25 protein-coding genes are annotated in these 20,424 nt (G+C 67.1%); all 25 read right to left on the reverse strand.

Features of this window, described 5'->3' with window-relative positions; genetic code table 11:
• Window positions 1-21: 21 nt before the first annotated feature.
• Entirely contained in the window at window positions 22-1,035 is a 1,014-nt protein-coding gene (locus RM463_RS00900) for a contractile injection system protein, VgrG/Pvc8 family (protein WP_311428586.1), read from the reverse strand.
• Entirely contained in the window at window positions 1,032-1,244 is a 213-nt protein-coding gene (locus RM463_RS00905) for a tail protein X (RefSeq protein WP_311428587.1), read from the reverse strand. The genes RM463_RS00900 and RM463_RS00905 overlap by 4 nt, the downstream gene beginning before the upstream one ends.
• A complete protein-coding gene (locus tag RM463_RS00910; protein WP_311428588.1) occupies window positions 1,228-1,626 on the reverse strand; it encodes a phage tail protein in 399 nt (132 codons plus the stop codon). Before RM463_RS00910 ends, RM463_RS00905 begins: the two co-directional genes overlap by 17 nt.
• Window positions 1,619-3,550 carry a hypothetical protein gene (locus tag RM463_RS00915; RefSeq protein ID WP_311428589.1) on the reverse strand — a complete coding sequence of 644 codons (1,932 nt, stop codon included), beginning with the start codon at window positions 3,548-3,550 and terminating at the stop codon, window positions 1,619-1,621. The genes RM463_RS00910 and RM463_RS00915 overlap by 8 nt, the downstream gene beginning before the upstream one ends.
• Before the next feature lie 137 nt (window positions 3,551-3,687).
• Complete coding sequence (locus tag RM463_RS00920) at window positions 3,688-3,978, reverse strand: phage tail assembly protein (protein ID WP_311428590.1); 291 nt, start codon at window positions 3,976-3,978, stop codon at window positions 3,688-3,690.
• A 68-nt stretch (window positions 3,979-4,046) separates the two neighbouring features.
• On the reverse strand, window positions 4,047-4,553 hold the full coding sequence (locus RM463_RS00925) for a phage major tail tube protein (RefSeq protein WP_311428591.1): 507 nt from the start codon (window positions 4,551-4,553) through the stop codon (window positions 4,047-4,049).
• Window positions 4,553-6,070: a phage tail sheath subtilisin-like domain-containing protein gene (locus RM463_RS00930; protein ID WP_311428592.1), complete on the reverse strand. Its 1,518-nt coding sequence runs from the start codon at window positions 6,068-6,070 to the stop codon at window positions 4,553-4,555. The genes RM463_RS00925 and RM463_RS00930 overlap by 1 nt, the downstream gene beginning before the upstream one ends.
• 90 nt (window positions 6,071-6,160) lie before the next feature.
• Window positions 6,161-6,463, reverse strand: coding sequence for a hypothetical protein (locus tag RM463_RS00935; protein WP_311428593.1), 303 nt, complete (start codon window positions 6,461-6,463; stop codon window positions 6,161-6,163).
• A gap of 11 nt (window positions 6,464-6,474) precedes the next feature.
• Window positions 6,475-8,022 carry a phage tail protein gene (locus RM463_RS00940; protein ID WP_311428594.1) on the reverse strand — a complete coding sequence of 516 codons (1,548 nt, stop codon included), beginning with the start codon at window positions 8,020-8,022 and terminating at the stop codon, window positions 6,475-6,477.
• A 6-nt stretch (window positions 8,023-8,028) separates the two neighbouring features.
• Entirely contained in the window at window positions 8,029-8,577 is a 549-nt protein-coding gene (locus RM463_RS00945; RefSeq protein WP_311428595.1) for a hypothetical protein, read from the reverse strand.
• Window positions 8,565-8,747, reverse strand: a complete 183-nt coding sequence (locus RM463_RS00950) for a hypothetical protein (RefSeq protein ID WP_311428596.1) — start codon at window positions 8,745-8,747, stop codon at window positions 8,565-8,567. The genes RM463_RS00945 and RM463_RS00950 overlap by 13 nt, the downstream gene beginning before the upstream one ends.
• Window positions 8,744-9,619, reverse strand: a complete 876-nt coding sequence (locus RM463_RS00955; protein ID WP_311428597.1) for a reverse transcriptase/maturase family protein — start codon at window positions 9,617-9,619, stop codon at window positions 8,744-8,746. Before RM463_RS00955 ends, RM463_RS00950 begins: the two co-directional genes overlap by 4 nt.
• 309 nt (window positions 9,620-9,928) lie before the next feature.
• Window positions 9,929-10,303, reverse strand: a complete 375-nt coding sequence (gene avd / locus RM463_RS00960; RefSeq protein ID WP_311428598.1) for a diversity-generating retroelement protein Avd — start codon at window positions 10,301-10,303, stop codon at window positions 9,929-9,931.
• Window positions 10,304-10,362: 59 nt separating this feature from the next.
• The gene (locus RM463_RS00965; RefSeq protein ID WP_311428599.1) at window positions 10,363-11,532 is read right to left on the reverse strand and encodes a hypothetical protein; all 1,170 of its coding nucleotides are present in this window, start codon (window positions 11,530-11,532) and stop codon (window positions 10,363-10,365) included.
• A 4-nt stretch (window positions 11,533-11,536) separates the two neighbouring features.
• The gene (locus tag RM463_RS00970; RefSeq protein WP_311428600.1) at window positions 11,537-12,307 is read right to left on the reverse strand and encodes a phage tail protein I; all 771 of its coding nucleotides are present in this window, start codon (window positions 12,305-12,307) and stop codon (window positions 11,537-11,539) included.
• The gene (locus tag RM463_RS00975; protein WP_311428601.1) at window positions 12,300-13,214 is read right to left on the reverse strand and encodes a baseplate J/gp47 family protein; all 915 of its coding nucleotides are present in this window, start codon (window positions 13,212-13,214) and stop codon (window positions 12,300-12,302) included. Before RM463_RS00975 ends, RM463_RS00970 begins: the two co-directional genes overlap by 8 nt.
• Window positions 13,214-13,543: a GPW/gp25 family protein gene (locus RM463_RS00980; protein WP_311428602.1), complete on the reverse strand. Its 330-nt coding sequence runs from the start codon at window positions 13,541-13,543 to the stop codon at window positions 13,214-13,216. Before RM463_RS00980 ends, RM463_RS00975 begins: the two co-directional genes overlap by 1 nt.
• Window positions 13,544-13,605: 62 nt before the next feature.
• Complete coding sequence (locus RM463_RS00985; protein WP_311428603.1) at window positions 13,606-14,298, reverse strand: phage baseplate assembly protein V; 693 nt, start codon at window positions 14,296-14,298, stop codon at window positions 13,606-13,608.
• The gene (locus RM463_RS00990; protein ID WP_311428604.1) at window positions 14,295-14,957 is read right to left on the reverse strand and encodes a hypothetical protein; all 663 of its coding nucleotides are present in this window, start codon (window positions 14,955-14,957) and stop codon (window positions 14,295-14,297) included. Before RM463_RS00990 ends, RM463_RS00985 begins: the two co-directional genes overlap by 4 nt.
• The gene (locus tag RM463_RS00995; protein WP_311428605.1) at window positions 14,954-15,529 is read right to left on the reverse strand and encodes a hypothetical protein; all 576 of its coding nucleotides are present in this window, start codon (window positions 15,527-15,529) and stop codon (window positions 14,954-14,956) included. The genes RM463_RS00990 and RM463_RS00995 overlap by 4 nt, the downstream gene beginning before the upstream one ends.
• Window positions 15,516-15,842, reverse strand: coding sequence for a hypothetical protein (locus RM463_RS01000; protein WP_311428606.1), 327 nt, complete (start codon window positions 15,840-15,842; stop codon window positions 15,516-15,518). The genes RM463_RS00995 and RM463_RS01000 overlap by 14 nt, the downstream gene beginning before the upstream one ends.
• Window positions 15,842-16,153 carry a Rho termination factor N-terminal domain-containing protein gene (locus RM463_RS01005; protein ID WP_311428607.1) on the reverse strand — a complete coding sequence of 104 codons (312 nt, stop codon included), beginning with the start codon at window positions 16,151-16,153 and terminating at the stop codon, window positions 15,842-15,844. The genes RM463_RS01000 and RM463_RS01005 overlap by 1 nt, the downstream gene beginning before the upstream one ends.
• 68 nt (window positions 16,154-16,221) lie before the next feature.
• The gene (locus RM463_RS01010) at window positions 16,222-18,321 is read right to left on the reverse strand and encodes a phage major capsid protein (RefSeq protein ID WP_311428608.1); all 2,100 of its coding nucleotides are present in this window, start codon (window positions 18,319-18,321) and stop codon (window positions 16,222-16,224) included.
• Window positions 18,311-19,891, reverse strand: coding sequence for a phage portal protein (locus tag RM463_RS01015; RefSeq protein ID WP_311428609.1), 1,581 nt, complete (start codon window positions 19,889-19,891; stop codon window positions 18,311-18,313). The genes RM463_RS01010 and RM463_RS01015 overlap by 11 nt, the downstream gene beginning before the upstream one ends.
• Window positions 19,884-20,423, reverse strand: a complete 540-nt coding sequence (locus RM463_RS01020) for a hypothetical protein (RefSeq protein WP_311428610.1) — start codon at window positions 20,421-20,423, stop codon at window positions 19,884-19,886. The genes RM463_RS01015 and RM463_RS01020 overlap by 8 nt, the downstream gene beginning before the upstream one ends.
• Window position 20,424 lies beyond the last annotated feature (1 nt).

Consider the following 20,424-nt stretch of genomic DNA (forward strand, 5'->3'; position numbering starts at 1 on the left):
TCAGCCTAGCTGTTTGCCTGCTCAGCTTCCAGGCAACTCGCCTTTCACTTGGGTGGAGAATCCGCCACCGTCGAGACGGTGCTTGACCTCGGTGATCAGCCACTCGCCATCGGCGCCCTCACGAAAGCCAGAGAGTGATAGGCGTCCCTCGGCCATCAGGCTGGTATCGCCTGGCAGGGTGAGCTCAAGAGTTTGCTCGCCACGCTGGCCGCGGCGCAGCTCGGCGCGAGCGGCGGCGCGGGCGCTGGCTTCGTCCGGGTGGATCTGCTGCAGGCGCTGAACGGGCTCGCCCTGCCCCTCGGTGACCTCCAGGGTGGCGGCGGCATCGGTGTCGCGCCAGCGAGCCACCACGCTGCCGGCATGCCCTCGCTTGGCGAGCTTCATCTTGCCGCGCGTTACCATGCCAGGCGTGACCGTCACCGTGGGCAGCTTGATCGGCTCGCCGCCGGCGCTGGTGGAGCTGCCACGCCGCGCCAGCACTAGGGCGCCGCCGGCGGGCTTGGCGATGGCGTCATGCTCCCGGGCCAGACGGGTAAGCAGGTTCATGTCGGATTCGTTGACCTGGTCGACGTGAGGCATCGCGATGCCTGCCAACTCCTCCTGCACCGCGGGGGTCAGGCCGTGCTCCTGGGCGATGCTTTGCGCCAGGGCGCCGAGGGTGGTGCCGGCATCCCAGCTGCGCGACTTCTTGGTCTGAAGCATCAGCCGGGTGCTGCCCTGCCCGGAGGTGCTGGCCGCCAGCGGGGCGGCCTTGGCGGTGATGCGCAGGCGATTGGGCGGCCACTCCATGTCGAGGGCGTCCACCACGTAGATGCCCATCTGCTCGGCCTGGCCGTCATACCCGAGCCACACCTCGAGCTCGGCGCCGGCGGGCGGCAGGGCGATCGGGGCGGCGGGGTCGTGATCGGAGAGCGTGATCGTGACCTCGTCGGACTCGACGCCAGCCTTGTCGGTAAGCGTCAGCGACAGAAACCGCTCGCGAATGGCAGCGGTAATGTCCTCGCGGTTGGCGACGATGCGAAACGCGGGCTTCACCCCCACAGCCTGACCCTCCGATTGACGGCGGGCTCTTCGACGTCCGGCAGAATAATGGCGACGCCGGCGGGCAGCGAGGGGCCAAGATCGGCCAGGCCGCTATTGACCTCGAGCACTCGCTCGACCAGCCCTCGAGAGATGCGCCCATAGGCGCGCCAGCAGATCCAGTCGAGGCTTTCACCTTCGCTCGTCCTATACTTGCGCGCCATCGTCGTAATACCTCATCTGCAGGGTAAAGGTCTGCCGGCGTGGCGTGCCGCCGGGGGCGAAGGTGTCTGCCTGCTCCTCGATGCTTTCGATAACCCACCGTCCATGCACGAAGCCCAGGCCGTCCACCAGCAGCAGCGGCTCGGCGGCGCGGGCCGTTTCGCGCATGGTGTCGATCTGCCAGGGCCCCGAGCGCCACCCGGGGTAGACGCGCCCGGTCAGCGTGATCGAGTCGGCACCAAAGCCGGTGAACTGCAGGGCATCCTGGTTGCCGACACGCCGCTGGGCGGCCCAGGTGTAGCGACTGGAGCGCGTCAGGCGCTGATAGGCGGCGGTGTCGATGCTGAAGGCGTAGTTGCCCAGCTGTAGCATCACGTCAGCCATCGTAGAGGGCTCCCTGCTGGCGATCGTTGAGCTGCTCCGTGACCATTTCGGCGATGCGCTCGGCATAGGCCTCGTCGGCCTCGCCCTCGCGGCGACTCACGTTCAGCGAAATCTGGTTGTTGATGGTGGTGGACTTGTCGCCCTCCTGCCTGGCGGGCGCATCGCCTCCCCGGTAGCGGGGGTGGTTGCGCGGATAGGCCAGCTCTGCCGCCTGACGGCCGCGCTCCTCTTGCTCCTGCCTTGCCTCGCGCATGCTGCCGAGATTGAGCGCACCAGCATTGCCGCCACCCAGCTGCGCCCTCGCCTGCTCCGGGGATTCGTCATCGCCCCACGAGACCCAGCCCTTGACCGTGCTGAAGGCGTTGCCGACCCACTCGAGCTTCCCGGTGATCCAGTCCATCGCCTTCTCGGCGGCGCCGGTGATGCCATCCCAGAGGCCGGCGAACCAGTCCTGAAGGCCACCCCAGGCGGCCGCCACGGTTGCGATGGGCGACCAGGAGAGCGTTTCCTTCATCCACTCCCAGGCAGCGCCAAGCTTTTCGGTGATACCGTCCCACAGCCCCTTGAACCACGGGCCGAGGGTGTCCCAGTGCTGCCAGATCAGGCCGGCCGCCAGCGCGATGCCGCCAACAATCAGGCCGATGGGGTTGGCCATCAGCGCCGCGCCGATGGCTTTGATGCCGCCAGCCACCAGCGGCAGAGCGCCAGAGAGCGAGAGCAGCGCGCTTCCCGCCTGGAAGATGGCGCCACCGAAGCTGACCACCGACCAGATAGCCTTGCCGGCAATCACGGTGCCGATGATCATGCCGAGATTGTCGAAGCCGCCAACCAGGTCGGCCGTGGCCTTGACGGCGTTGCCGACCGTGGTTGCCACGGTGCCAATGCCGCTGGCCAGATCGCGAATCACCGGCACGGCATCCTTGAGTCGCTGGGCGAACAGTGCCGACCATTCGCGCACTTGCTGGCGATTATCGGAGAGCCAGCCGGTGAACTCCGACATCAGCTCGGAAACCACCGGCATCAGGTCGCTGCCGATGATGTTCTTGAGACCAAAGAGGGAGAGCTTGGTGTCGAGCAGCTTGTCCTGGAAGGTCTCGGCGTCGCGCGCGGCCTGCTCGCTGAGGATATAGCCGGTGCGCCGGGCATCGTCGGCAAGCTGATTTAGCCCAGCGGAGCCGTCGCGCAGCATGTTGACCATTGCCACGCCTTCGGAATCGAAGAGCTTCATGGCGATGCGCACTCGCTCGCCCTGGTTCTCGACCCCCTGCAAGGCGTCGGCGAAGGCATTGAGCTGCTCGTCCGGCGTCATCGAGGCGAGCGCTTGAGCCGAGAGCCCCAGCTCCTCGATGGCATCCTTGGCAGCACCACTGCTCTGGGCGGCCTCGGCCACGCGGCGCACCATGCGCTGGGTGGCCATATCGAAGGTCTGGGAGGCGATGCCGGAGCGCTCGGCGGCGTAGCGGTACGCCTGCAGCTCCTCGACTCCCATGCCGATCTTGTCGGCGGTCTTGGCGACATTGTCGCCCAGCTCCGAGGTACTGTTGGCGATACCGAAGATGCCAGCACCCACGGCGGTGCCGACCATGGCGGTGCGGCGCGCCAGGCGGCCGACCTCGCTGGTCATGGTGCGGAACCTGCCAGCCACGTCGGCTCCGGCCAGGCGCTGTAGGGCGGCCTGGCGTCGGCGGGCGCGGTCGATCTCGTCGCCGAGCTGGGCGTACTGTCGTCGCAGCGGCTCGACATTCATGCCCTGCCGGCCCATGCGCTCGATCTCGCGTGAGAGCGTAGCCTGTCGGCGCGTCGCCTTGCCGATCACGCCCTGCAGCTCACCGATCTGCCCCTTGGTGTTGGTGAGGCCACGGGTCAGGGAGCGATCAACGGTGCCGCCGATGCTGATGGTTGCGTTGAGGCGCTGGTTGGCCATGCTCTCCCCTCGTTACTGGCGCGGCAGGCCTTGAGCCCACCATAGGAACCGGCTGGTCGGTAGCGCCATGATTTCACTCAACCCCCACCCGGTGTGCGAGGCCAGCGCCAGCGCCAGCCGCCTGACATCATCAGGCGCTAGAGCAAAAAACCCTGATAGGCCTCCTGGAGGCGCTTGTAGCTCTTAAGGGGCAGCCGCTTGATGTCATCCGGCGACATCTCGCACAGGTGCGCCATGGTGGCGATCTCCTTGGCGGCTTCGCTGCCCTTGGCCTCGTCGTGACGCACCTGGTCCTCGACGGTGGGCTCGCGCATGCGCAAGGCGCCAACCTCGACGCCGCTGGCCAGCGTGACCATGCGGTCCAGCTCGATGTCGCAATGCCCGTCGCCGCTATACGTCAGATATTCCGGGGTGCCATGCTCATCCATCTGATCTATCTCCTCATGAAAAAGGACCGGCGAGGAGTCGCCGGCCAAGGCTCAACGCCGCCTCGCGATCAGAGGCGCAGCGAGTTGCGCAGCCCCTGAAGGGCGTCCACGCCATCCACGGTGCGCACCATGTTCTCGATGTCGATCTCGTGCACCAGGCGGCCGTCATGCTCCTCGCGGTAGTAGTCGAGGCGCAGGGTCACGGTCATTGTCGAGCGCTGCCCGGGCTGCCAGGTGCCGCGATCGATGCTGACGATCTTGCCGCGCATGGTATGCACGGTGGGTCGCCAGGTGCCGTCATAGCTCTGCATGGCGCCGCGCCCCACGAAGGGAACAGCATTGCCCTCGCTGACCCCGAACTGCGCCAGCACGTCGGCGTCGTAGGCGGTCAGGATGAATGAGGTCTCGAGCGCCTCCATGCCCATATCGAGCGCAATGGGCGCATCCATGCCGCCGGCGCGGTGATCCTCGGTGGCCAGGGTGAGCACGGGCGGGGTGTACTCGGTCACCTCGCCGGCATATCCGCGACCATCCACGGAGACGGTCATCTGCTTGATGATGTTGCGAGCGGCCATTACGCGAACACCTCCTCGACGTAGTCATTGACCAGCATCGACCGGAACGTGATGTGCTCGGCCGGATAGGGCGGAGTGAACTCGAAGTTGAAGTACACCTTGCCCAGCTGGATGTTTTCTGGCGTGTTGAGGTCCGGATCCGGCCAGCAGCGGCCGCCTAGCAGCGCGCCCTGGGCGACCAGGTTGGCGATGTAGGCGTTGACGCCGTCGGTCACGTCCTCGACATAGGTTCGGGTAATGTTGCGATCGACCGCCCACAGGTGGGCGCGCTGGATCGAGTCGTTGATCATGTCAGCGGTGCGGCGCACCGAGAGGAAGTGCCACTTGGTGTCGTCGGTCAGCGTGCGGTTGCCCCACAACCGATAACCGTTCTGCCGGATAATGGTCGCGACATGCCCCTCGTTCAGCAGGTTGGCGCGACTATTGGCATCACCGAGCTTGAAGTCCACCGCGCGAGCGGTGCCGACGATGCCGTTGACCGGCTTGTTGGACGGCGACCACCAGAAGCCCTGGTCGTTATCGACCTTGGCGATGATGCCGGCCACGCGGGCGCTGGGCGGTTCGCTCTTGTAGCTGCCGTCGCGCTGCATGACCTGCACCCAGGGGTCGACCAGGTAGACCCGGGCGCTGCCCCAGTCGTTGGCGTACTGCTGGGCCGCGTCGTCGGTGGTGTTGGGGCCGTCGGCGACCACCACGGCGCGCAGACGCTCGGCGATGCCGATCAGCTCGGCTACCACGGCATTCCTGGCGCCGCTCTCACGCTGATGGGTAAAGCCAGACGCGCACAGGATGCGCGGAGAAAAACCGATCACACTCTCGGCGCCAGCCAGGGCATGCACGCCCTGCAGTTCGCCGGTCACGCCATCCACGCCGCCGACCACATTGGCGGTGGTGGCCTGCTCGTCCTGGGCCTTCTCGACGCGCACGACCACCACCACAGCGCCGACCTGGTCGAAGATGCCCTCGAGGGCGCCCGGCAGTGTGCCGGCGGCGCCGAGGCGCGCGGCCTCGGTGCGCGAGCCGGCCACCAGTGTCGGGCGGTTAAGCGGGAACGGCTCAGCGGCGCCGCCGGCGAGCGACTGATAGCCGCGCGACCGCGCCAGCCCGGTGCCGTCAGAGCCTTCGGCTGCCGCAGCGGTGACCAGCGCCGCCGCCTCAGCCTCGCCATTGACGGCAGTGACGATGTCGGCGGCGGTGCTGGTGATGGCGCCCTCGGCGTCGGTGGCTAGCGTTACGGTGATGTCGCTACCGTCGACCGTGACCGCCAGGGTCGCCGATGCGCTGCCCGGGTCGACGTAGCGGATGCGCACGTTGTTTCCGGCGGTGCCGGCCGTGGTGGCGGTATAGGTGATGCCGGTGTTTGCCGGGGCGTTGCCCAGCGTCAGCGTGGCGGCAGTGGCGCCCTCGGCATCCGGCGCGGTGCCGACAATGCCGATCACGCCAGAGCGCACGGTCTGGATGGGTCGAGGGCCGGTATCGATCTCGAGGACCTCGACCCCGTGCAGGAATTTCGCCATTGCGGTGTGCCTCTTGCCTGATCAGGTATGAATTCCGGACGGTAGGCACAGCATGACGCCCGCGCGGGAGGCGCTCCGCTGGCGGTGGTTCTACTTCACCCCCACCATCTCCGCCACATCGGGATTCACCTCGAGGAACCGCCTCAGCTTGAGGGCCGGGTCGTCGGGCTCAGGCTCGGGTGCCGGCGGCCTGGGCCGGTTGACGAGCTGCCATTCGCCGCCGTTCCAGCGCGGCCAGCGATCCGCTGGCCACTCTTCAGGAGGCGCCGCCTCGGTGGTGCGCGCCGGCATCAGATAGACGCCGGGCTCGAGGGGTGATTCATCGGCCTGGGTCTCGCCCTGGTAGAGGCCGGCGAGGTCGTACTGATAGACGGTCTTGCTGGGCTGGCTCACGGGCGTGCCTCCTAGAACTTGATGCAGGCGAGCAGGGCGACGTTGCGGGGGCGCGACTCGGCGCCACCGGCCTCATCCACGGTGATGGCGTGGCTGTGCGCGCCGGCGCTGTTGATGCTTAGGCTGTGGCTATGGTGGCCGGCGTTACCGATGGAGATGGAGTGGCGGTGGCCGCCAGCGGGCTTGGTGTAGGCGCCAGTCGTCCGGTTAACCGGGCCCGAGTCGACCCCCTGCCCATCTTCGCCCTCAGCCTCCTGGGGGTGAGCATCTTGCATCTGATGCCTGTGATCACCCTGCCAGCTTGAGCTCGCCGAGTGGCTGTGAGCGCCGGCGCCATTCGCGCTACCGCTGTGACTGTGGCTGCCGTCACGGCTGGAGCTGGCCGAGTGGTCGTGGCTCTTGTTGTCGTCGGTCTGACTGGAGCCCAGGGCGCGACCGCCATCGATGCCGCGCCCGTCATCCCACCCGCGCAGAAACTCGCCGCGCAGGTCGGGCAGGTTGAAGGTGGTGAAGCCGTCGCCCTCGCCGTAACTGGTGCCGATGGCGGCGAACAGCTCGCTGTAGACGCTACGGCTGACCGCGGCGCCGTTGGCCTTGAGCCAGCCGGTGGGCGCCGTGCTGCGCGCGAAGTGGGCAACCATGCCGGCGGGAGCCATCTGGCGCACCTGGGCGCGGCTGTAGATGTCGAGATTCGCGCGGGCCAGCGCCTTGTCGGGAACGTCGGCCAGGTTCTGGCTCTTCTCCAGGGGCGCGGGGGCGGAGCCGGAGGGCTCGTTCTGCACGCAGTAGATCTCGGTGCCGGCGGGATAGCTCTTGCCGAGCGCCAGGCGCGTCTCGAGGGTGATGTCAGGCTGCCACTCGTCGGCGCCACTGCCCTGGAGCAGGCGCAGGCCGTCGATATAGATCGCCAGGCCGTAGGTGGTGCAGGTGGTGAGGTCCACCTGGGTCTGGCCGTCGGCCAGGGTCTGGCGTTCGTCGATGATGTCGACGGTGACGTTCTGGACATCGAGATCCACCCACTCGACGTCGCCGTCGGCGTTACTGGCCTTGGCCAGACGCTGGCCGGTGGTGCCGCCGGGCAGCAGGCTGGCCGGCGTGATGTTGTTGATGATCCAGGCCTGGGTGGCAATGGCGACATTGGGGTCGATCTGCAGGGTGATCACGTCGGCATTGTCGACCATGAACTCGAGGCGCACCACCGCATCGGAAAACGCCCCCTCCCCTTCGGCGGGCTTGTAGGCCTCGGGCAGGTTGCCGACGGCGAACAGGGTGCCGTCCTGGTCGAACACGCCCACCTCGCGCATCGTCCAGCCGCCCTCCTCCGCCGGCACGATCAGCTCGGCGGTGAAGCGCTGCGGGTTCTCGGGGTCCTGCCAGACGCGGTTGACCGCGGCGCGGTAACGCTCGCGGGCCAGCTGGGCCTGGGTGGGGTCGGGCTCGACCGGGTTGCCGTTGCCATCCCCCACCGTCATCTCGGTGAGGTTGATGGCAGCGCCGGCGGCCTCGGCCTCGGCCATGGCGATCAGGCCGGCGTTGGTGTGGATGGTGGCGAATGACATGGCGGCTTACTCCTCCAGCAGGGCTCGGCGGCGCGGCAGGTACTCGGCGGTGATGATCTCGTTGATGGCATTGGCGCGGGCCACGACCTTGGCGAGCATATCGTCGGTGCCTTCGGCATCGCCGCGCAGGGTCAGCTCGCCGCTGTCGAGCGCGGCGACCACGCTCTCGGCTCGAGCCAGATAGCGGTCGCGGGTGGCGACATCCATGGCGGTGCCGCCCAGCTGGTCGGCGGTCAGCCGGCAGAGCAGCGCGGTGAGCGCCTCGATCTGGCGAGCCTGGTCTGCTACCACCTCGTGCAGATCGCCCACCTCGCGCTCGATCTTGCGGCGCGCAGCCTGCTTCAGGCGCATGACCGCCGGCAGCTCGAGGCGAGCGGCGGCCAGCTCGTCAGTCGTGGGAGCCCGGCTTCCGGAGGGCGCAAGCGCGCCGTGAGGCAGCTTGTACCAGGCCAGGCCGGCAGCACTTCCCAGGGCGAGAGCGCCTTCGGGCAGCTGGATGTCGGCCGGCTCGTCGGCGTCGTTGGGGGTGCGGTCGATAACGATCAGTTGTGACATGGTGCCTCCCAGGGCGTGTCGTAGATGACCGAGCGCACAAAGCCCTCGGCGTTGGCGTGGCTGGCGTGGGCCAGCCAGGAGTTGAGCTGGAGTTGCACGCCGCGCATATCGATCTCGCCGGCGGCGTAGTCGCGCCGCAGCCGACGGACCCGGCGCTTGAATCGCTTCATGCTGCCTTTGCGCAGGCGGCGCTTGTGCGGCCACATGTGGTAGCCGACGAAATCCAGGCCCCGCCTTCGCGCGGGTGCACGGGAAAGACGGCGGTCTTGTGGTTGGTGGAAAGCTCGAGGTGCTCGGCCAGCCACCACTCGAGGTGAATGCGCAGCTGGTGGAGGTGCTGCTTGTCGGGGCCGATAATCAGCCAGTCATCCATGTAGCGGATATACCAGCGCTCGCCCAGGCGGCACTTGACGTACTGATCGAGTGCGTCGAGATAGACGTTGGCGAGCAGCTGCGAGATGAGGTTGCCGATGGGCATGCCCTTGCCGGGCCGGCCGGGCTCGCTGTAGCTGTCGATCATCTCGTCGAGCAGCGCCAGGGTGGCCGGACACCTAATCACGCGGCGGATCAGGCGCTTGACGTGGCGATGGTCGATCGAGGCGAAATACTTGGCGATGTCGGCCTTCAATACGTAGATGCGGCCATGACGGTGCAGGCACTCGCGCAGCATCTGCTGGGCGCGGTCGGCGGCGGCGTGGGTGCCCTTGTCGACGCGGCAGGCATAGCTGTCGGCGATGAAGCGCCGCTCCCAGAGCGGTTCGAGCTCGGCATACATGGCGTGCTGCAACACACGGTCGCGAAACTGGGTGAGCGCGGTGATGCGCCGGCGCTTGGGCTCGTTGACATAGAAATGGCGATAGGGGCCGGTGCGGTAGCTGCCCCACTGCAGGTGATTGAGCAGCTCGATCAGGTTCTCCTCGAGGCGCTGCTCGAAGCGCATGCAGGCGCGGCTGTCGCGGCAGCCCTTGCGCGCCTGAAGATAGCCGGCGTGCAGGGCGTCGAAGTTGGCGTAGCGCGCAAACAGAAATCCATGCGTGACCACGACACCTCCTTGTGCGTGAGGGAAATAGGGGCGCCGGCGACGGGCTTCCGCGGTGGTACCACACGTCGCCGGCTGAGGCTTTTTCGCCGCTCGGGCGAGGATCATGCATCCGTTTGATGGCACTGGAGACGAGCCCGTGAGCCCGCCACTTCTGGCCAGGTCAAGCGCGAGAGCCGCAGCCCGATATTCGTGTTCGCATTCGTGCGCTCGTTGTTGAGATTCAGCGCACCGAGGCCGGCATTGGCGCCGTTGTTGCGGTTGCCGCCGCGATACGGGAAGCGAAGCAGGGTGACGCATGACCCCTCCTACTCAGGCCGGCAGCGCGGTGCGCTCCGGCGGGGTGGGCGGGTTGCTCTTGATCCAGCGCAGCCAGCCGCCGACCATGCGGCCGATCTCATGGAGATGCTCGGCCCATAGCCGGTACTGGCGATAGGGCAGAAAGCCGAGATCCATGGCCACACGCACCAGGCTGCGCAGCAGGTCGAGCTCGGCATCGATCTCCTGGCTGGTGGTCTTCTTGTGGTAGCGGCGGTTGGTGACGATCACCAGCCGCAGCAGCCGATACATGCACTGGCGGATCTCCGCCGCCAGGGTATGCTTCTCGCTCTTCGGGAACTGCCGCAGCGCGGCATAGCCGTAGGCGATCATGCGCTCGATCTTGAGCTTGATCTTCAGGTCTTCCACCTCCGTTCCTTAGCGCCGCTATCGCGGCGCGAGCCGATAACAGGATTGCCGATTGCGGATTACACCAAACGCGAGAGCCGCAGCCCGACAGACGTGTGCGCAGCCGTGCGCTCGTCGCGGAGAAACAGCGCACCGAGGCCGGCACTGGCGCCGTAGCTGCGGTGGCCGCCGCGATACGGGAAGCGCTCCCCGCTCGCATTGGTGTAGAGATAACCGTCGGGGTCGGCCACGCCGTTGGGCACGATCAGCGCACGCTTGACGTCCTGGGTGGCGCCGGTGCTGTCCACGCTTGACCAGGTGCGATTGCTCGGCATATCCCAGCCGGTATCGACCCAGCTGGATTCGACCAGCGACTTGTCGTTATCAGGGGCGAGGAAGATGCGGCCATCGATCATTTTGAAGCCCCACTGCCACTCCCAGACATTGCCCACCAGGTCGGCGATGCCGTTGGCGGCAGCGTTGTGACGCCAGGTGTTGGGCCCCGAGCCGGTGGCCGTGTTGTCGTATTCGACGTTGATGCCCTGCTCATGGGGGTGGCTGTGACTCTGGCCATAGTCGGTATTGCCGCGCGGCTGGAAGCCGTTGGCCATGCACCAGAACGCAATCGCGCTCCACTCCCAGGTGGACATGATGTCGAAGCCGGCGGCCTGGGCCTCGGCGCGGCTGTTGTCCCAGTTGATCGAGCGGCGCGGCACCTTCTTGGCCTGGCTGACAAGCTCGCCATTGACGGTGCTGGCGAGGTGCATGCCGACCAGCAGCTCGCTCTTCTCGACACCCCCTTCGAGGAAGGCCTCGTGCACGCCGGTGCCGAGCTCGCCGGAGGGCACCAGGTCCTCCCACTTGAGTTTGGGGATCACGAACATGTAGCAGGCCACGCCGCCGGCGGTGCGCTCGATCGTGCAGGCGCCGCCGGTGGCGTTCTCGATCTTGCGGCGCTCGACGTCCACCGCCCAGGCATCGAAGATCGGCTGGCTGTCGCCGCCGGCGATATTGACGGCATCGTCGCGCGCGGCCTCGGCGGCGGTCTTGGCGGCGAGGGCGTCGGCGGCATCGGCGGCGACCTTGGAGGGGTCAGCGTTCTCGAGCAGCTCGAACTGCAGCTTGGCGAAGCTGTCGAGGGTGCCGGTCTCGGTGGCGACGGTGGTCTGCCGGTCGCCATGCACCAGCTGGTGAACGAGGCCGACGTCCTCTTCGAAGATGTCGACGCGGGATTTCAGGGAGTCTGCCATGGGATCACCAGTTCACGTTCCAGTAGGTGGGCGTTAGCGTTTGCGCGACCAGGGCGTGGAGGTCGTCCATGCCCTCCTCGGTGCGGGTGAGGCTGAACAGCTGCGCATCGACCAGCAGGTCGCGGTAGGTCGTGCTGTGTAGCGTGAGGTGCAGCCGGTCGATGCCGGCCACGGTGCTGGCCTCGCCGTGGTAGGCGGCGTCGGTCATGAGGTCGATGGCGTAGTCGCCGTCGCTGTACTGCAGGCCGCTGTAGGCCACCTCGCCGTCGCTGCCGGTGTTGGCGACCGCCGCCAGGTACACGGTGGTGCGGGTGGCGATCTGCTGGATCACGATCTCGAGGTGGCTGCGCAGGCTCTTGGTGCGCTCGACGATCTCCAGGGCGCGCTGGATGCCGCGCTGGTCCATGGGCTCCTGGTCGACATCGAGGAAGAGCCGAAACGTGTAGGGATCGCCAGCGGGCGTCTGTTTGTGCCACTCCTGCACGCGAGTCTGGAAGCCGAGGGCGCCCAGGGCGCCACGCACAGCGCCGATGGTGCCCTTGATCTTCTGCACGTCCAGCGCGGCGGCGATGGTGTCGCGCTTCTGGCGGGCGCTCCAGGCGTCGCTCCAGCTATCGGTGGACCAGGTCCACGCCAGCCAGGGCAGCAGGTGCTCGGGGCAGTCCTCGGGATGCCACAGGGCGCGCAGGATCACCGGCAGGTCGGTGGCGTTGGCGCCCACCTCCGCGGCCAGGCGTTCGAGCTGCGTGGCGCTGGGCGGCATCAGCTCAGACATCGGTGTTCTCCGCGGTAGTCACGGTAATGCCGGTGCAGTAGCTGGCCTCGCCGTCACCGATGACGATGTCGGCGGCTGGGCTGCTGAGCGCGACGTTCTGCACGCCGCTCTGGTGCAGGGCGGCATAGATCCCAGACAGGGTGATGTCGCGCCGCATGGCGTGTTGTCGCTCGGCGTAAGCCTCGGCCGCCTCGATGGCGGCGTCGCGGACCACGGCAGCATCGGGGCCCGGTAACATGGTCAGCTCGGCGGTGATGGCGTACTCGACGATGCTGGCCGACTGGACAACGACGTTGTCGGTCATCGGGCGAATGGCCTGGTCGTTGACCGCGGCCTCCACGGCGCTGAGCGTGGCGGCGGGCGCAGACCCATCGCCGGTGCGCGAGAGAACGTAGACCGTGACGGCGCCCGGGGCTGGGGTGACGGCGCTGGCATCGAGCACGTCGGCATCGGCGCTCAGGGCGTGGTAAACGTAGCTCTGCTCGCTGCCGGCGGTGGTGTAGCCCTCCGGCGAAAGCTGGATGCGGCGGCGAAACTCGCTGTCGCTTTCGTAGGTGGGCGGCACCGGCGGCACGGCGCTGGAGTCGCCGGCATCGATCATCAGCCGCTCGACGCCGTAGTTGGCACCGATCTGGTCTAGGTCGCTGCCCTTGGCATGGGCCAGCATCACCGCCTGGGCAGCATCGTTGATGCGCTGGCGGAGCAGTAGCTCGCGGTAGGCGCTCTCTTCGAGCAGCTTGGTCAGCGGCTCGCTCTCGATTTCAAGCAAGCGCTCGATGCCGGCCTGCTCGTCGCTGGAGTAAAGCGCGACTAGCGCGGCCTTGCGCTCGGCGAGAATGGACTCGTAATCGAGCTCCTCGAGGACCTCCGGCGCGGGGAGCTGGGAAAGGTCGATGGCGGTGGTCATCAGCTCACCTCGATGCCGTCAAGTTGGATGGTTTGCCCGGTCGGCACATAGATGCCCTGCAGGTTGAGCGAGACGGCGCCAGGCACAGCATTGGCGACTCGCACTCGCTGCAGGCGAAAGCGGGGCTCCCAGCGAGCCACCGCCTCGGCTGTCGCGGCATATAGCGCGACCAGGGTGGCGCTGTTCATGGGCGCATCAACTAGCTCGTAGAGGCGCGAACCATAGTCGCGCCGCATCACCCTGGTGCCGATAGGCGTGGTCAGGATGTCGAGCAGCGATTGCCGCAGGTGGTCGATGCCGGAGAGTGTGCGCCCGGTCTGCGCGTTCATGCCGTCCATGGCTGTGAGGATGCGCCAGCCGGCTTAGGGGCTCCGCTGGCGGTGGTTCGCAGTCAATTCGGAGCGCCGGTAGTGCCGCCGGAGTCGCCCGGATGGGTGTGGGTCTTGAGGCTGACGCCGTCGGCGGTGACGTCGCCGCTTGTGACGCTGACGCCGCCAGTGATCGCGGCCGAGGCGCCACTTCCGCCGGAGCCAGCCATGCCGCCCAGATACGTCAGCTTGCCCTGGATGGTGACCTGCCCGGTGAAGGTGCTCTGCGGGCTGTCGACGGTGACACTGGGAGTCTTGAGGGTGGCAGCTCCTCCGGCGGTGATGTCCAGCGTGGTTCCGGTGTTCACGGTGATGCTGTTGGCGTTCTCGATCACCACGTCGCCGACGCAGTCGATGGTGAGCCTGCTGGCTTCGCGGTCATAGGTGACGCGCGTGCCGTCGCCGTAGTCGTCGATGCGATGGGTCTCGCGCTCGCCCGGGGCGGGGTGGGCGCTCTGGTAGATGGCCGGCAACACGGTGCCCTGCGCCAACTCGCCGCTGGGCGACAGCACCATCACCTGCTCGCCGACCTCGGGCGCCCACCAGCTGCGGTCGCTGCTCGCGCGGGCGGTGAACCACTTGAGCCAAGCGGTGCGGATCTCGCCGATCTCCACGCGGCATCGGGCGGCGGCGTAGTCCACCTCGAGGATGGTGCCGACCATCAGCAGGCTGTTGAGCCGGCGTTCCAGCTCCTGCAATCGCCACGCCTGGTTCATCGCACCGACTCCCACGGGTCGGGTTCCCAGGCGGCCAACACCTGTGCAAGATCGTCCATGGCCTCGGCGGTGGACGCCTCGCCATGCTCCTGGGCGTCGTGCCAGAGATCCCACCAGGCGCCGTCGTCGAAGTAGACCAGCCGATAATCGTCGATGTGCGCGGGTCCGGTACGCGGGTCGACGCCCACCCACACCTCGCGCGGCGGGATGCCGTCATCGAGCCACTCGTTCTTGCCGATATGGATGATCTGGGCCCACTCGATACGCCACACCAGGTACTGCTCGAGCTCGGGGTCGAACTCGTCCGGCTCGGCCACCAGGACGCGGGCGGGCTCGACCGGCAGGCCCCAGCGCTGCTGGTGGATAAAGTGGGCCAGCGCAGCGGCTTGGGCGCGAATGGCGCGGCCCTGGTTGGTGCCGCGCCAGCCCAGCAGATAGCGCAGCTCGAACTGCGCCTCCATGGCCAGCTGACCGGTGCCGGGGTCATCATCCGGCACGGCGGTCAGCTCGGTGAGCTCGACGAAGGCGGCCGGCACCGCCACCCGCTGGCGGTCGTTAGGGTAGTCGTCCACGGTCTGGATGGACGGGAATCCGTCGGCGATGGCGTCGAGGATGGCCTGGTGCAGGCCGTCGAGGGTGATCTCGGTGTCGGCGTTCATTTGGCCCTCAGGTAGGCGACGCGGCGCTCAAGGTCGTCGCGGAAGTGGTGCCAGAAAATCGACTCCAGCTGGTCGAAGATGTTGTCCTCAACATAGACGTCGGCCTGGTCCTTGATCGGCAACGTCTCCTGGTGCACGGGCAGGCGGCGCCGGCCTTTGCGGCGCATGATGGTGCGGCGTTTGCTGCCCCGCGACTTAGCGACAAAGGCGCCAGGAAAGCTATGATTGCCGGCGGGGCCCGAATAGCCCGCGCCAGCAGCGGTCTCGCTGACGCGCCCCTTGAACTCGGCGACGGCGATGTCGTTGAGCCCGTACCACAGGCGGATGGAGGCCATCTTGCGATAGTCGCCGCTCTTCGAGCCCTTTACGCGGATGGACTTCAGGCGCTTGCGGATCGCCTTGGCGCGGCGCAGCCCAAGCTCGCTCTGCAGCCCCTTGCTGGACCGCCGGCGCAGGGTGGCCGCGGTGCGGGTCAGTGCGCGATTATAGGAGGCGTTGACCTCCTTGGGCATGGCGCCCAACTCCTCGACCACGCGACGCAGCTCGTCGGCATCGACATCAAAATCCAGCATCGTGCCTCACCGCAAGGTCGAGCATTGCCATGCCGGTACCGTCGCCCTGGGGCTTGGTCATGACGTCATAGGTGGCGCCGTCGACCACGCAGATGTCGCCGCGTGACACGCCTGGCACGTCGGCCTGCTTGCACCATACACGCGGGCGCTCACTGTCCATGCGGTACTCGCCCAGCTGGGCGTCAAGGTACTGATCCTCATAGATGCCGGAGAAGGCGAGCACGACGCCATCCTCACGCGTGACGGTCACCGGCGTGGCGAACTCGTCCTCGTCGAGGAAGGCGTCGAGGTCTTCCCACTCCGGCGCCGGCATTACTCGTCCTCAGCCTCGGCGGCCTCGATGGCGGCGACCAGCTCGGCCTTCTTCATCTTGTCCGCGCCCTCGATCTCGTACTCCTTGGCCGTAGCCTTGAGCTCCTCGACGCTGAGCTCCTCCAGGGCCGGGGCCTCTGCGTCGTCTTCCGCGGGCGCAGCCGCCACGACCTTGGCCTTGCCGCGGCGCACCAGATTGGCGGCCTCCGCTGCGGGCACGCCACGCACGACCTGCTTGGGGGTGATCATCTTGCCCTTGACCATGAAGGCAGAGGTGCACTCGAGATCGACGGTCTGGGTATTCTTGCTCATGGAGACGCCTCTTCAAGATCCATGGTAAACGGCCCCGCATCGTGCGGGGCCTCGAACAGCACTATCGATCAGGCGCCGGTGTTGCGGCCGAGACAGAAGCTCTCGACACGACGGATTGCCATATCGACATCCTGGAACACCACCAGGCGAGTACCTCCCGACTTCGACAGGCTATAGGGGTCGACGGTCAGATCGAGGCCGCCCCACATGCCGATGATCAAGTCGGCGAAGTTGCCGAAGAAAAGATCGCCAGCCTGAATCTGGTTGGTCACCTCAGTGCCGTAGCCGTTGACGGTGTTGCCTGGCTCCCAGATCGGCGCGCCGTTGGTGCCATCGAACTTCTGGGTGGTCTTGAAGTGGCCGCGCATCGCCGAGGCCATGACATACGCCATGGAGTTGACGTCGGCATTGTCCGCCGAGATCTCGCTCTCCATCTGCACCGCCTCGGCATAGGTGGGCTTGCCGGTAGTGGTGAGATTGACCGCGTTGATGCCGTTGACGTTGGCGATGCCAGTCGGCTCGTTGCCGCCTGCACCGTAGAATCCCGCGGCATCGATGGCCTGCGCCACCGCGGCAGCCAGATCGTTGCGCACGACGCGCTCGGCGTCCGGGGTGGACTGCAGCATCAGCCGCCGCGTGATGTCAGTGTAGGCCGCCACGGTCTTCGGGGAGAGCGCGATCTGCCCGATAGTCGGCGTCTCCTCGCTGGCATCATCGCCCTCACCCAGCCAGTAGGCCGTGGCCCCGCCAGTCTGCTTGGGGATCTCGACGTTGCCGACCAGGCCGCTCATGGTGGTCGCCAGGCGCATCAGGGCCGTGCGATTGCGCAGCATCTCGATGAAGCTGCCGGCCATGAACTGGGAGTCAACCAGGTTTTCGCCAGAGGTTGCGCCTGTCGGCGTGTTGGCGGCGCCACCAGCATTGAAGGCGCGCGACAGAACATCGTCGGGAATCAGGATCCCGCGAGCCTGCTTGCCGTACTGGCGCTCGGCCTCCTGGGAGAGCTCCAGCTCGAAGCTGGCGGCCTCCTGGGCTCGTTTGTCCTGAGGATTTGCCAGGGCGCGCACTACGTTCATCATGGAATAGCGCCGCAGGTCCGTGTCGGTCATGCCGATGCTGGCGGAGCGGGTCTCGCCCTCGCCGCCGCCATGGTCGGTGATCGCCTTGGAGCGCTGCTTGTGCATATCGGCCAGCAGGGCCCGCTGGAACTCCTCGGGGCTCTTGCCGTCGCTGACGAAGCGGGTCGCCAGCTCGGTGTTCTCATACTCTCGCCCCATGTCCATGATGGCCTTGACGCGCTGCTGCTCGGCCTGGACGCCGGCACGACGGGCCTTGTCTTGCTCCTCGCCGGCGCGCTCGATCATCTCGAGCACCTCGAGGATATTGCCGTCGCCATCGACCTTGGCGCGAACCAGGTTGCCCTTCTTGTCGCGCAGGATCTTCTCGTTCATTTCACTGCTCCGGTATGTGGTTGACTCGCCAGCGCTGCCGCTTTGGCCGTTGCTGGCAGTATCAGGGCCGCCCTGACCCGGCTCCGCTGGCGGTGGTTCCTGTGAGCGCCCCACGCCCACCGAAACGTCCGCCGGCACAGAGACGATGCTGATCTCGTGCGGCTCCCAATCGGTGACGCGCACCATATCGGCCTGACCGGCGCGCTCCTCGACCTCTACCTTGTGGATCGAGTAGCCCACCGACACGTGCCGACGGATGCCGTCGACCACGTCCTGCCACACCTCGGAAGCACGGGTGCCTTTCCCGAAGCGCACCACCGCCCGGCCCCGCCGGTCGGCTCCCACGGTGACAGATTCCACCACGCCCACCTGGTCGTCCCAGTCGTGGTTGACCAGAACGGCCGCACCATCTTCCAGGCGCTCGGTGCGCATGGCGCCTTCGCTGTGATCCAGCACCTCGATGCCGAACCACCGCTCCACCTCGGCCTCGCTGGAAAATGCCAGCTCGACCGTGCGTTTCTCTTCATCGATGGCCCGCACTTCGCCGGCCACGATGTCGCGGCGCAGACCCTCGGCCTTTAGCTTGCGCAGCTGCTCATCGGTAACGCCGCGCCGCTGGAAGCTGCCCTCCAGCGCGCGGGTCTTGCTGACGTCCGGCCGCGGATCGGCGGTGCCGGGGCGGTGCAGTCGGTCGCGGGTCTCGCGCTTATCCTTCATTGCTCGCCTCTCCTGCGGTCTCGCCCTGGGGCGTGCTGGTACCGCTGTTCATGGTGGGATCACCCAGGGTGGCGTCGACCAGGGCCTCGGGGATGCCGGCGTCGATCATGGCCTGCCGGTCGTTGGCCCACTGCCGCCACACGGTGCGCGGATCTCCTCCGCGCTCACGGATCACTTGAGATGGGCTCTTGATCTTGTTGGCGATGTCGCGGGCGGCGGTCTTGGAGTCCTTGTCGGGATCAACCCAATCCCAGCGGCGCGCCTGCCAGTCGTGGGCGCGATACTTCTCGATGCGCTCGGGTCGCAGAGTGGCGCCACTGGTGCCGGGAACCGCGATACCCTTGAGCAGGGCCCGCGGCAGCCAGGCCTGAAAAACCGGCTCGAGCAGCTGCTCGATCAACCACTCCTGAAGCTCCATCCAGTGGTCGCGAGAGCCGAGCACGCCATGGCGCAAGCTGCTGAAGTTCACGCCCTCCAGGTCGTTGGCCAGCGTCGGGTAGTCCACGCCGAGGCCGGCCGAAATGCCGCGCAGGCTCTGCTTGCTGAAGCTGGCGAGCTCGCCATTGGGGAACTGTGGGTCCCACCCCTTGAACTTGAGGCCGGGTGGCAGCTCCTGATAGCTGCCCGGCTCGGCATCCATATAGAGCGGCTCGCTGTCGTCCTCTTCGTCGGCGGGGCCCATGCCCTCCTCCCACTCGAAGAAGCCACCCTTGGCGGCGGAGACGCGCGCGTTGACCAGAGCCGCCTTCTCGAAGCCGTCCAGGTGGTGCAGTCGCAGCACGGCGGTGACCATCCACGGCAGGCCGCGCCGCTGACCCACTAGATCCTCGATAAAGCCATGGATGAGCTCGTCGGCGGGCACCTCGATAAAGGCGCGACCGCCGAAGTGGTAGTCGCCCTCACTTGGGTCCAGAGTGCCGAACAGGTAGCCCACCGGGCGGCCCCATCGGTCGTACTTGATGCCCTGTCGAATAAACTCGCCGCCTGGCAGCCGATCCTCGTTGATCTCGACCGGGCAGCGCTGGGGGTCCAGCACCTGGAGCGCCACGCCCCAGGGGTTGTGATCGCGCCCGTAGACAAGACGGAACATGAACTCGCCATTAGTAGCGGCGTCTTCAGCAGCCCGGGAGAGCAGCTGCCGGAACGAGCGGCGGCCGGTCACGTCACAGACGCGGCGATCGCACCAGGCGTCGAAATCGGCCTCGATGGCGTCATTGGCGCGTTCGTCAAGCGTGCCATCGGCATCCTTGGCCAGCGCCTGAAGCTGGATGCCGCGCCGACCCACGACGTTCTGACGGACCTGACGCACGAAGCCCCGCGCATAGTCGTTGGACATCACCAGGTGGCGAGAGCGAGCCACCAGGGCGCGCTGATTCTTGTCGATAAACTGGTCGGCAGGCACCGGCGTGGTGGGCATGTCCTTCGAGAGCCGGTCGGCCCGGGCCTGAGCCAGCAGGTTGCGGGCCAGCGCGCGCGGAATCTGGCGCAACCGGGAGAGCGTTGGAGTCGCTTGTGGCGGCGCGGACGGCTCGGCGTCAGTCACCTTTTTACGCTTCAGAAGCTCAAACACCGCGGAACCTCGCTAGAATCTGGCGCCCCAGGGTGTTGCGGCCGCGCTTGGCTGCCCGGGCGCGCCGCACCTCCTGTCGGTAGACGTCGCGCAGCTTGAGTAGCTGGCTCACCGAGGTGCGGCGCAGCTCGCGATTGTTGATGCGATAGCTGTCCTGATCCTTGCTGGCCCGACCCTCGATGACTGCCTCGATGGCATCGAGCACCTTCTCGGCGTGGGTGCGGCCGTCATGATCGGCAGAGACGGCGGCGAGATCCGGCGCCACGGTCAGCGTGCCAGATTCGATCTCGTGCACTTCGGTGCCGTCGGTAGCCCGCAGGCTGTACCAGTAGGCACCGGCCGGCCAGCCAGCGGTGTCGGCGGCTGTCGCGCTGAAGGCGTGAACAGTGCCATCGGGCGTCGATGACAGGTCGCGCTGATCGGGCCCGCGCAGCAGCAGCGTCAGCGACCACCCGGGCGGCGGATAGGCGGTGTGCGCCACCGTGAGCGCCAGCGTGGTGCCTGCCGTGAGGCTGTCCGGGATATGGGGCATG

Origin of the sequence: Halomonas sp. LES1 (assembly GCF_031846005.1) — a bacterium.
Taxonomy (GTDB): domain Bacteria; phylum Pseudomonadota; class Gammaproteobacteria; order Pseudomonadales; family Halomonadaceae; genus Halomonas.

What these genes read in the sequence shown, in the direction of transcription:
- RM463_RS00945 (WP_311428595.1), bottom strand. Translation starts at nt 8,577, where the DNA reads ATGTCACAACTGATCGTTATCGACCGCACCCCCAACGACGCCGACGAG.
- RM463_RS00970 (WP_311428600.1), bottom strand. Translation starts at nt 12,307, where the DNA reads ATGTCTGAGCTGATGCCGCCCAGCGCCACGCAGCTCGAACGCCTGGCC.
- RM463_RS01020 (WP_311428610.1), bottom strand. Translation starts at nt 20,423, where the DNA reads ATGCCCCATATCCCGGACAGCCTCACGGCAGGCACCACGCTGGCGCTC.
- RM463_RS01005 (WP_311428607.1), bottom strand. Translation starts at nt 16,153, where the DNA reads ATGAGCAAGAATACCCAGACCGTCGATCTCGAGTGCACCTCTGCCTTC.
- RM463_RS00910 (WP_311428588.1), bottom strand. Translation starts at nt 1,626, where the DNA reads ATGGCTGACGTGATGCTACAGCTGGGCAACTACGCCTTCAGCATCGAC.
- RM463_RS00995 (WP_311428605.1), bottom strand. Translation starts at nt 15,529, where the DNA reads ATGCTGGATTTTGATGTCGATGCCGACGAGCTGCGTCGCGTGGTCGAG.
- RM463_RS00985 (WP_311428603.1), bottom strand. Translation starts at nt 14,298, where the DNA reads ATGAACCAGGCGTGGCGATTGCAGGAGCTGGAACGCCGGCTCAACAGC.
- RM463_RS01000 (WP_311428606.1), bottom strand. Translation starts at nt 15,842, where the DNA reads ATGCCGGCGCCGGAGTGGGAAGACCTCGACGCCTTCCTCGACGAGGAC.
- RM463_RS00975 (WP_311428601.1), bottom strand. Translation starts at nt 13,214, where the DNA reads ATGACCACCGCCATCGACCTTTCCCAGCTCCCCGCGCCGGAGGTCCTC.
- RM463_RS00930 (WP_311428592.1), bottom strand. Translation starts at nt 6,070, where the DNA reads ATGGCGAAATTCCTGCACGGGGTCGAGGTCCTCGAGATCGATACCGGC.
- RM463_RS00920 (WP_311428590.1), bottom strand. Translation starts at nt 3,978, where the DNA reads ATGGATGAGCATGGCACCCCGGAATATCTGACGTATAGCGGCGACGGG.
- RM463_RS00915 (WP_311428589.1), bottom strand. Translation starts at nt 3,550, where the DNA reads ATGGCCAACCAGCGCCTCAACGCAACCATCAGCATCGGCGGCACCGTT.
- RM463_RS00980 (WP_311428602.1), bottom strand. Translation starts at nt 13,543, where the DNA reads ATGAACGCGCAGACCGGGCGCACACTCTCCGGCATCGACCACCTGCGG.
- RM463_RS00990 (WP_311428604.1), bottom strand. Translation starts at nt 14,957, where the DNA reads ATGAACGCCGACACCGAGATCACCCTCGACGGCCTGCACCAGGCCATC.
- RM463_RS00905 (WP_311428587.1), bottom strand. Translation starts at nt 1,244, where the DNA reads ATGGCGCGCAAGTATAGGACGAGCGAAGGTGAAAGCCTCGACTGGATC.
- RM463_RS01010 (WP_311428608.1), bottom strand. Translation starts at nt 18,321, where the DNA reads ATGAAGGATAAGCGCGAGACCCGCGACCGACTGCACCGCCCCGGCACC.
- RM463_RS00925 (WP_311428591.1), bottom strand. Translation starts at nt 4,553, where the DNA reads ATGGCCGCTCGCAACATCATCAAGCAGATGACCGTCTCCGTGGATGGT.
- RM463_RS00965 (WP_311428599.1), bottom strand. Translation starts at nt 11,532, where the DNA reads ATGGCAGACTCCCTGAAATCCCGCGTCGACATCTTCGAAGAGGACGTC.
- RM463_RS00950 (WP_311428596.1), bottom strand. Translation starts at nt 8,747, where the DNA reads ATGAAGCGATTCAAGCGCCGGGTCCGTCGGCTGCGGCGCGACTACGCC.
- RM463_RS00940 (WP_311428594.1), bottom strand. Translation starts at nt 8,022, where the DNA reads ATGTCATTCGCCACCATCCACACCAACGCCGGCCTGATCGCCATGGCC.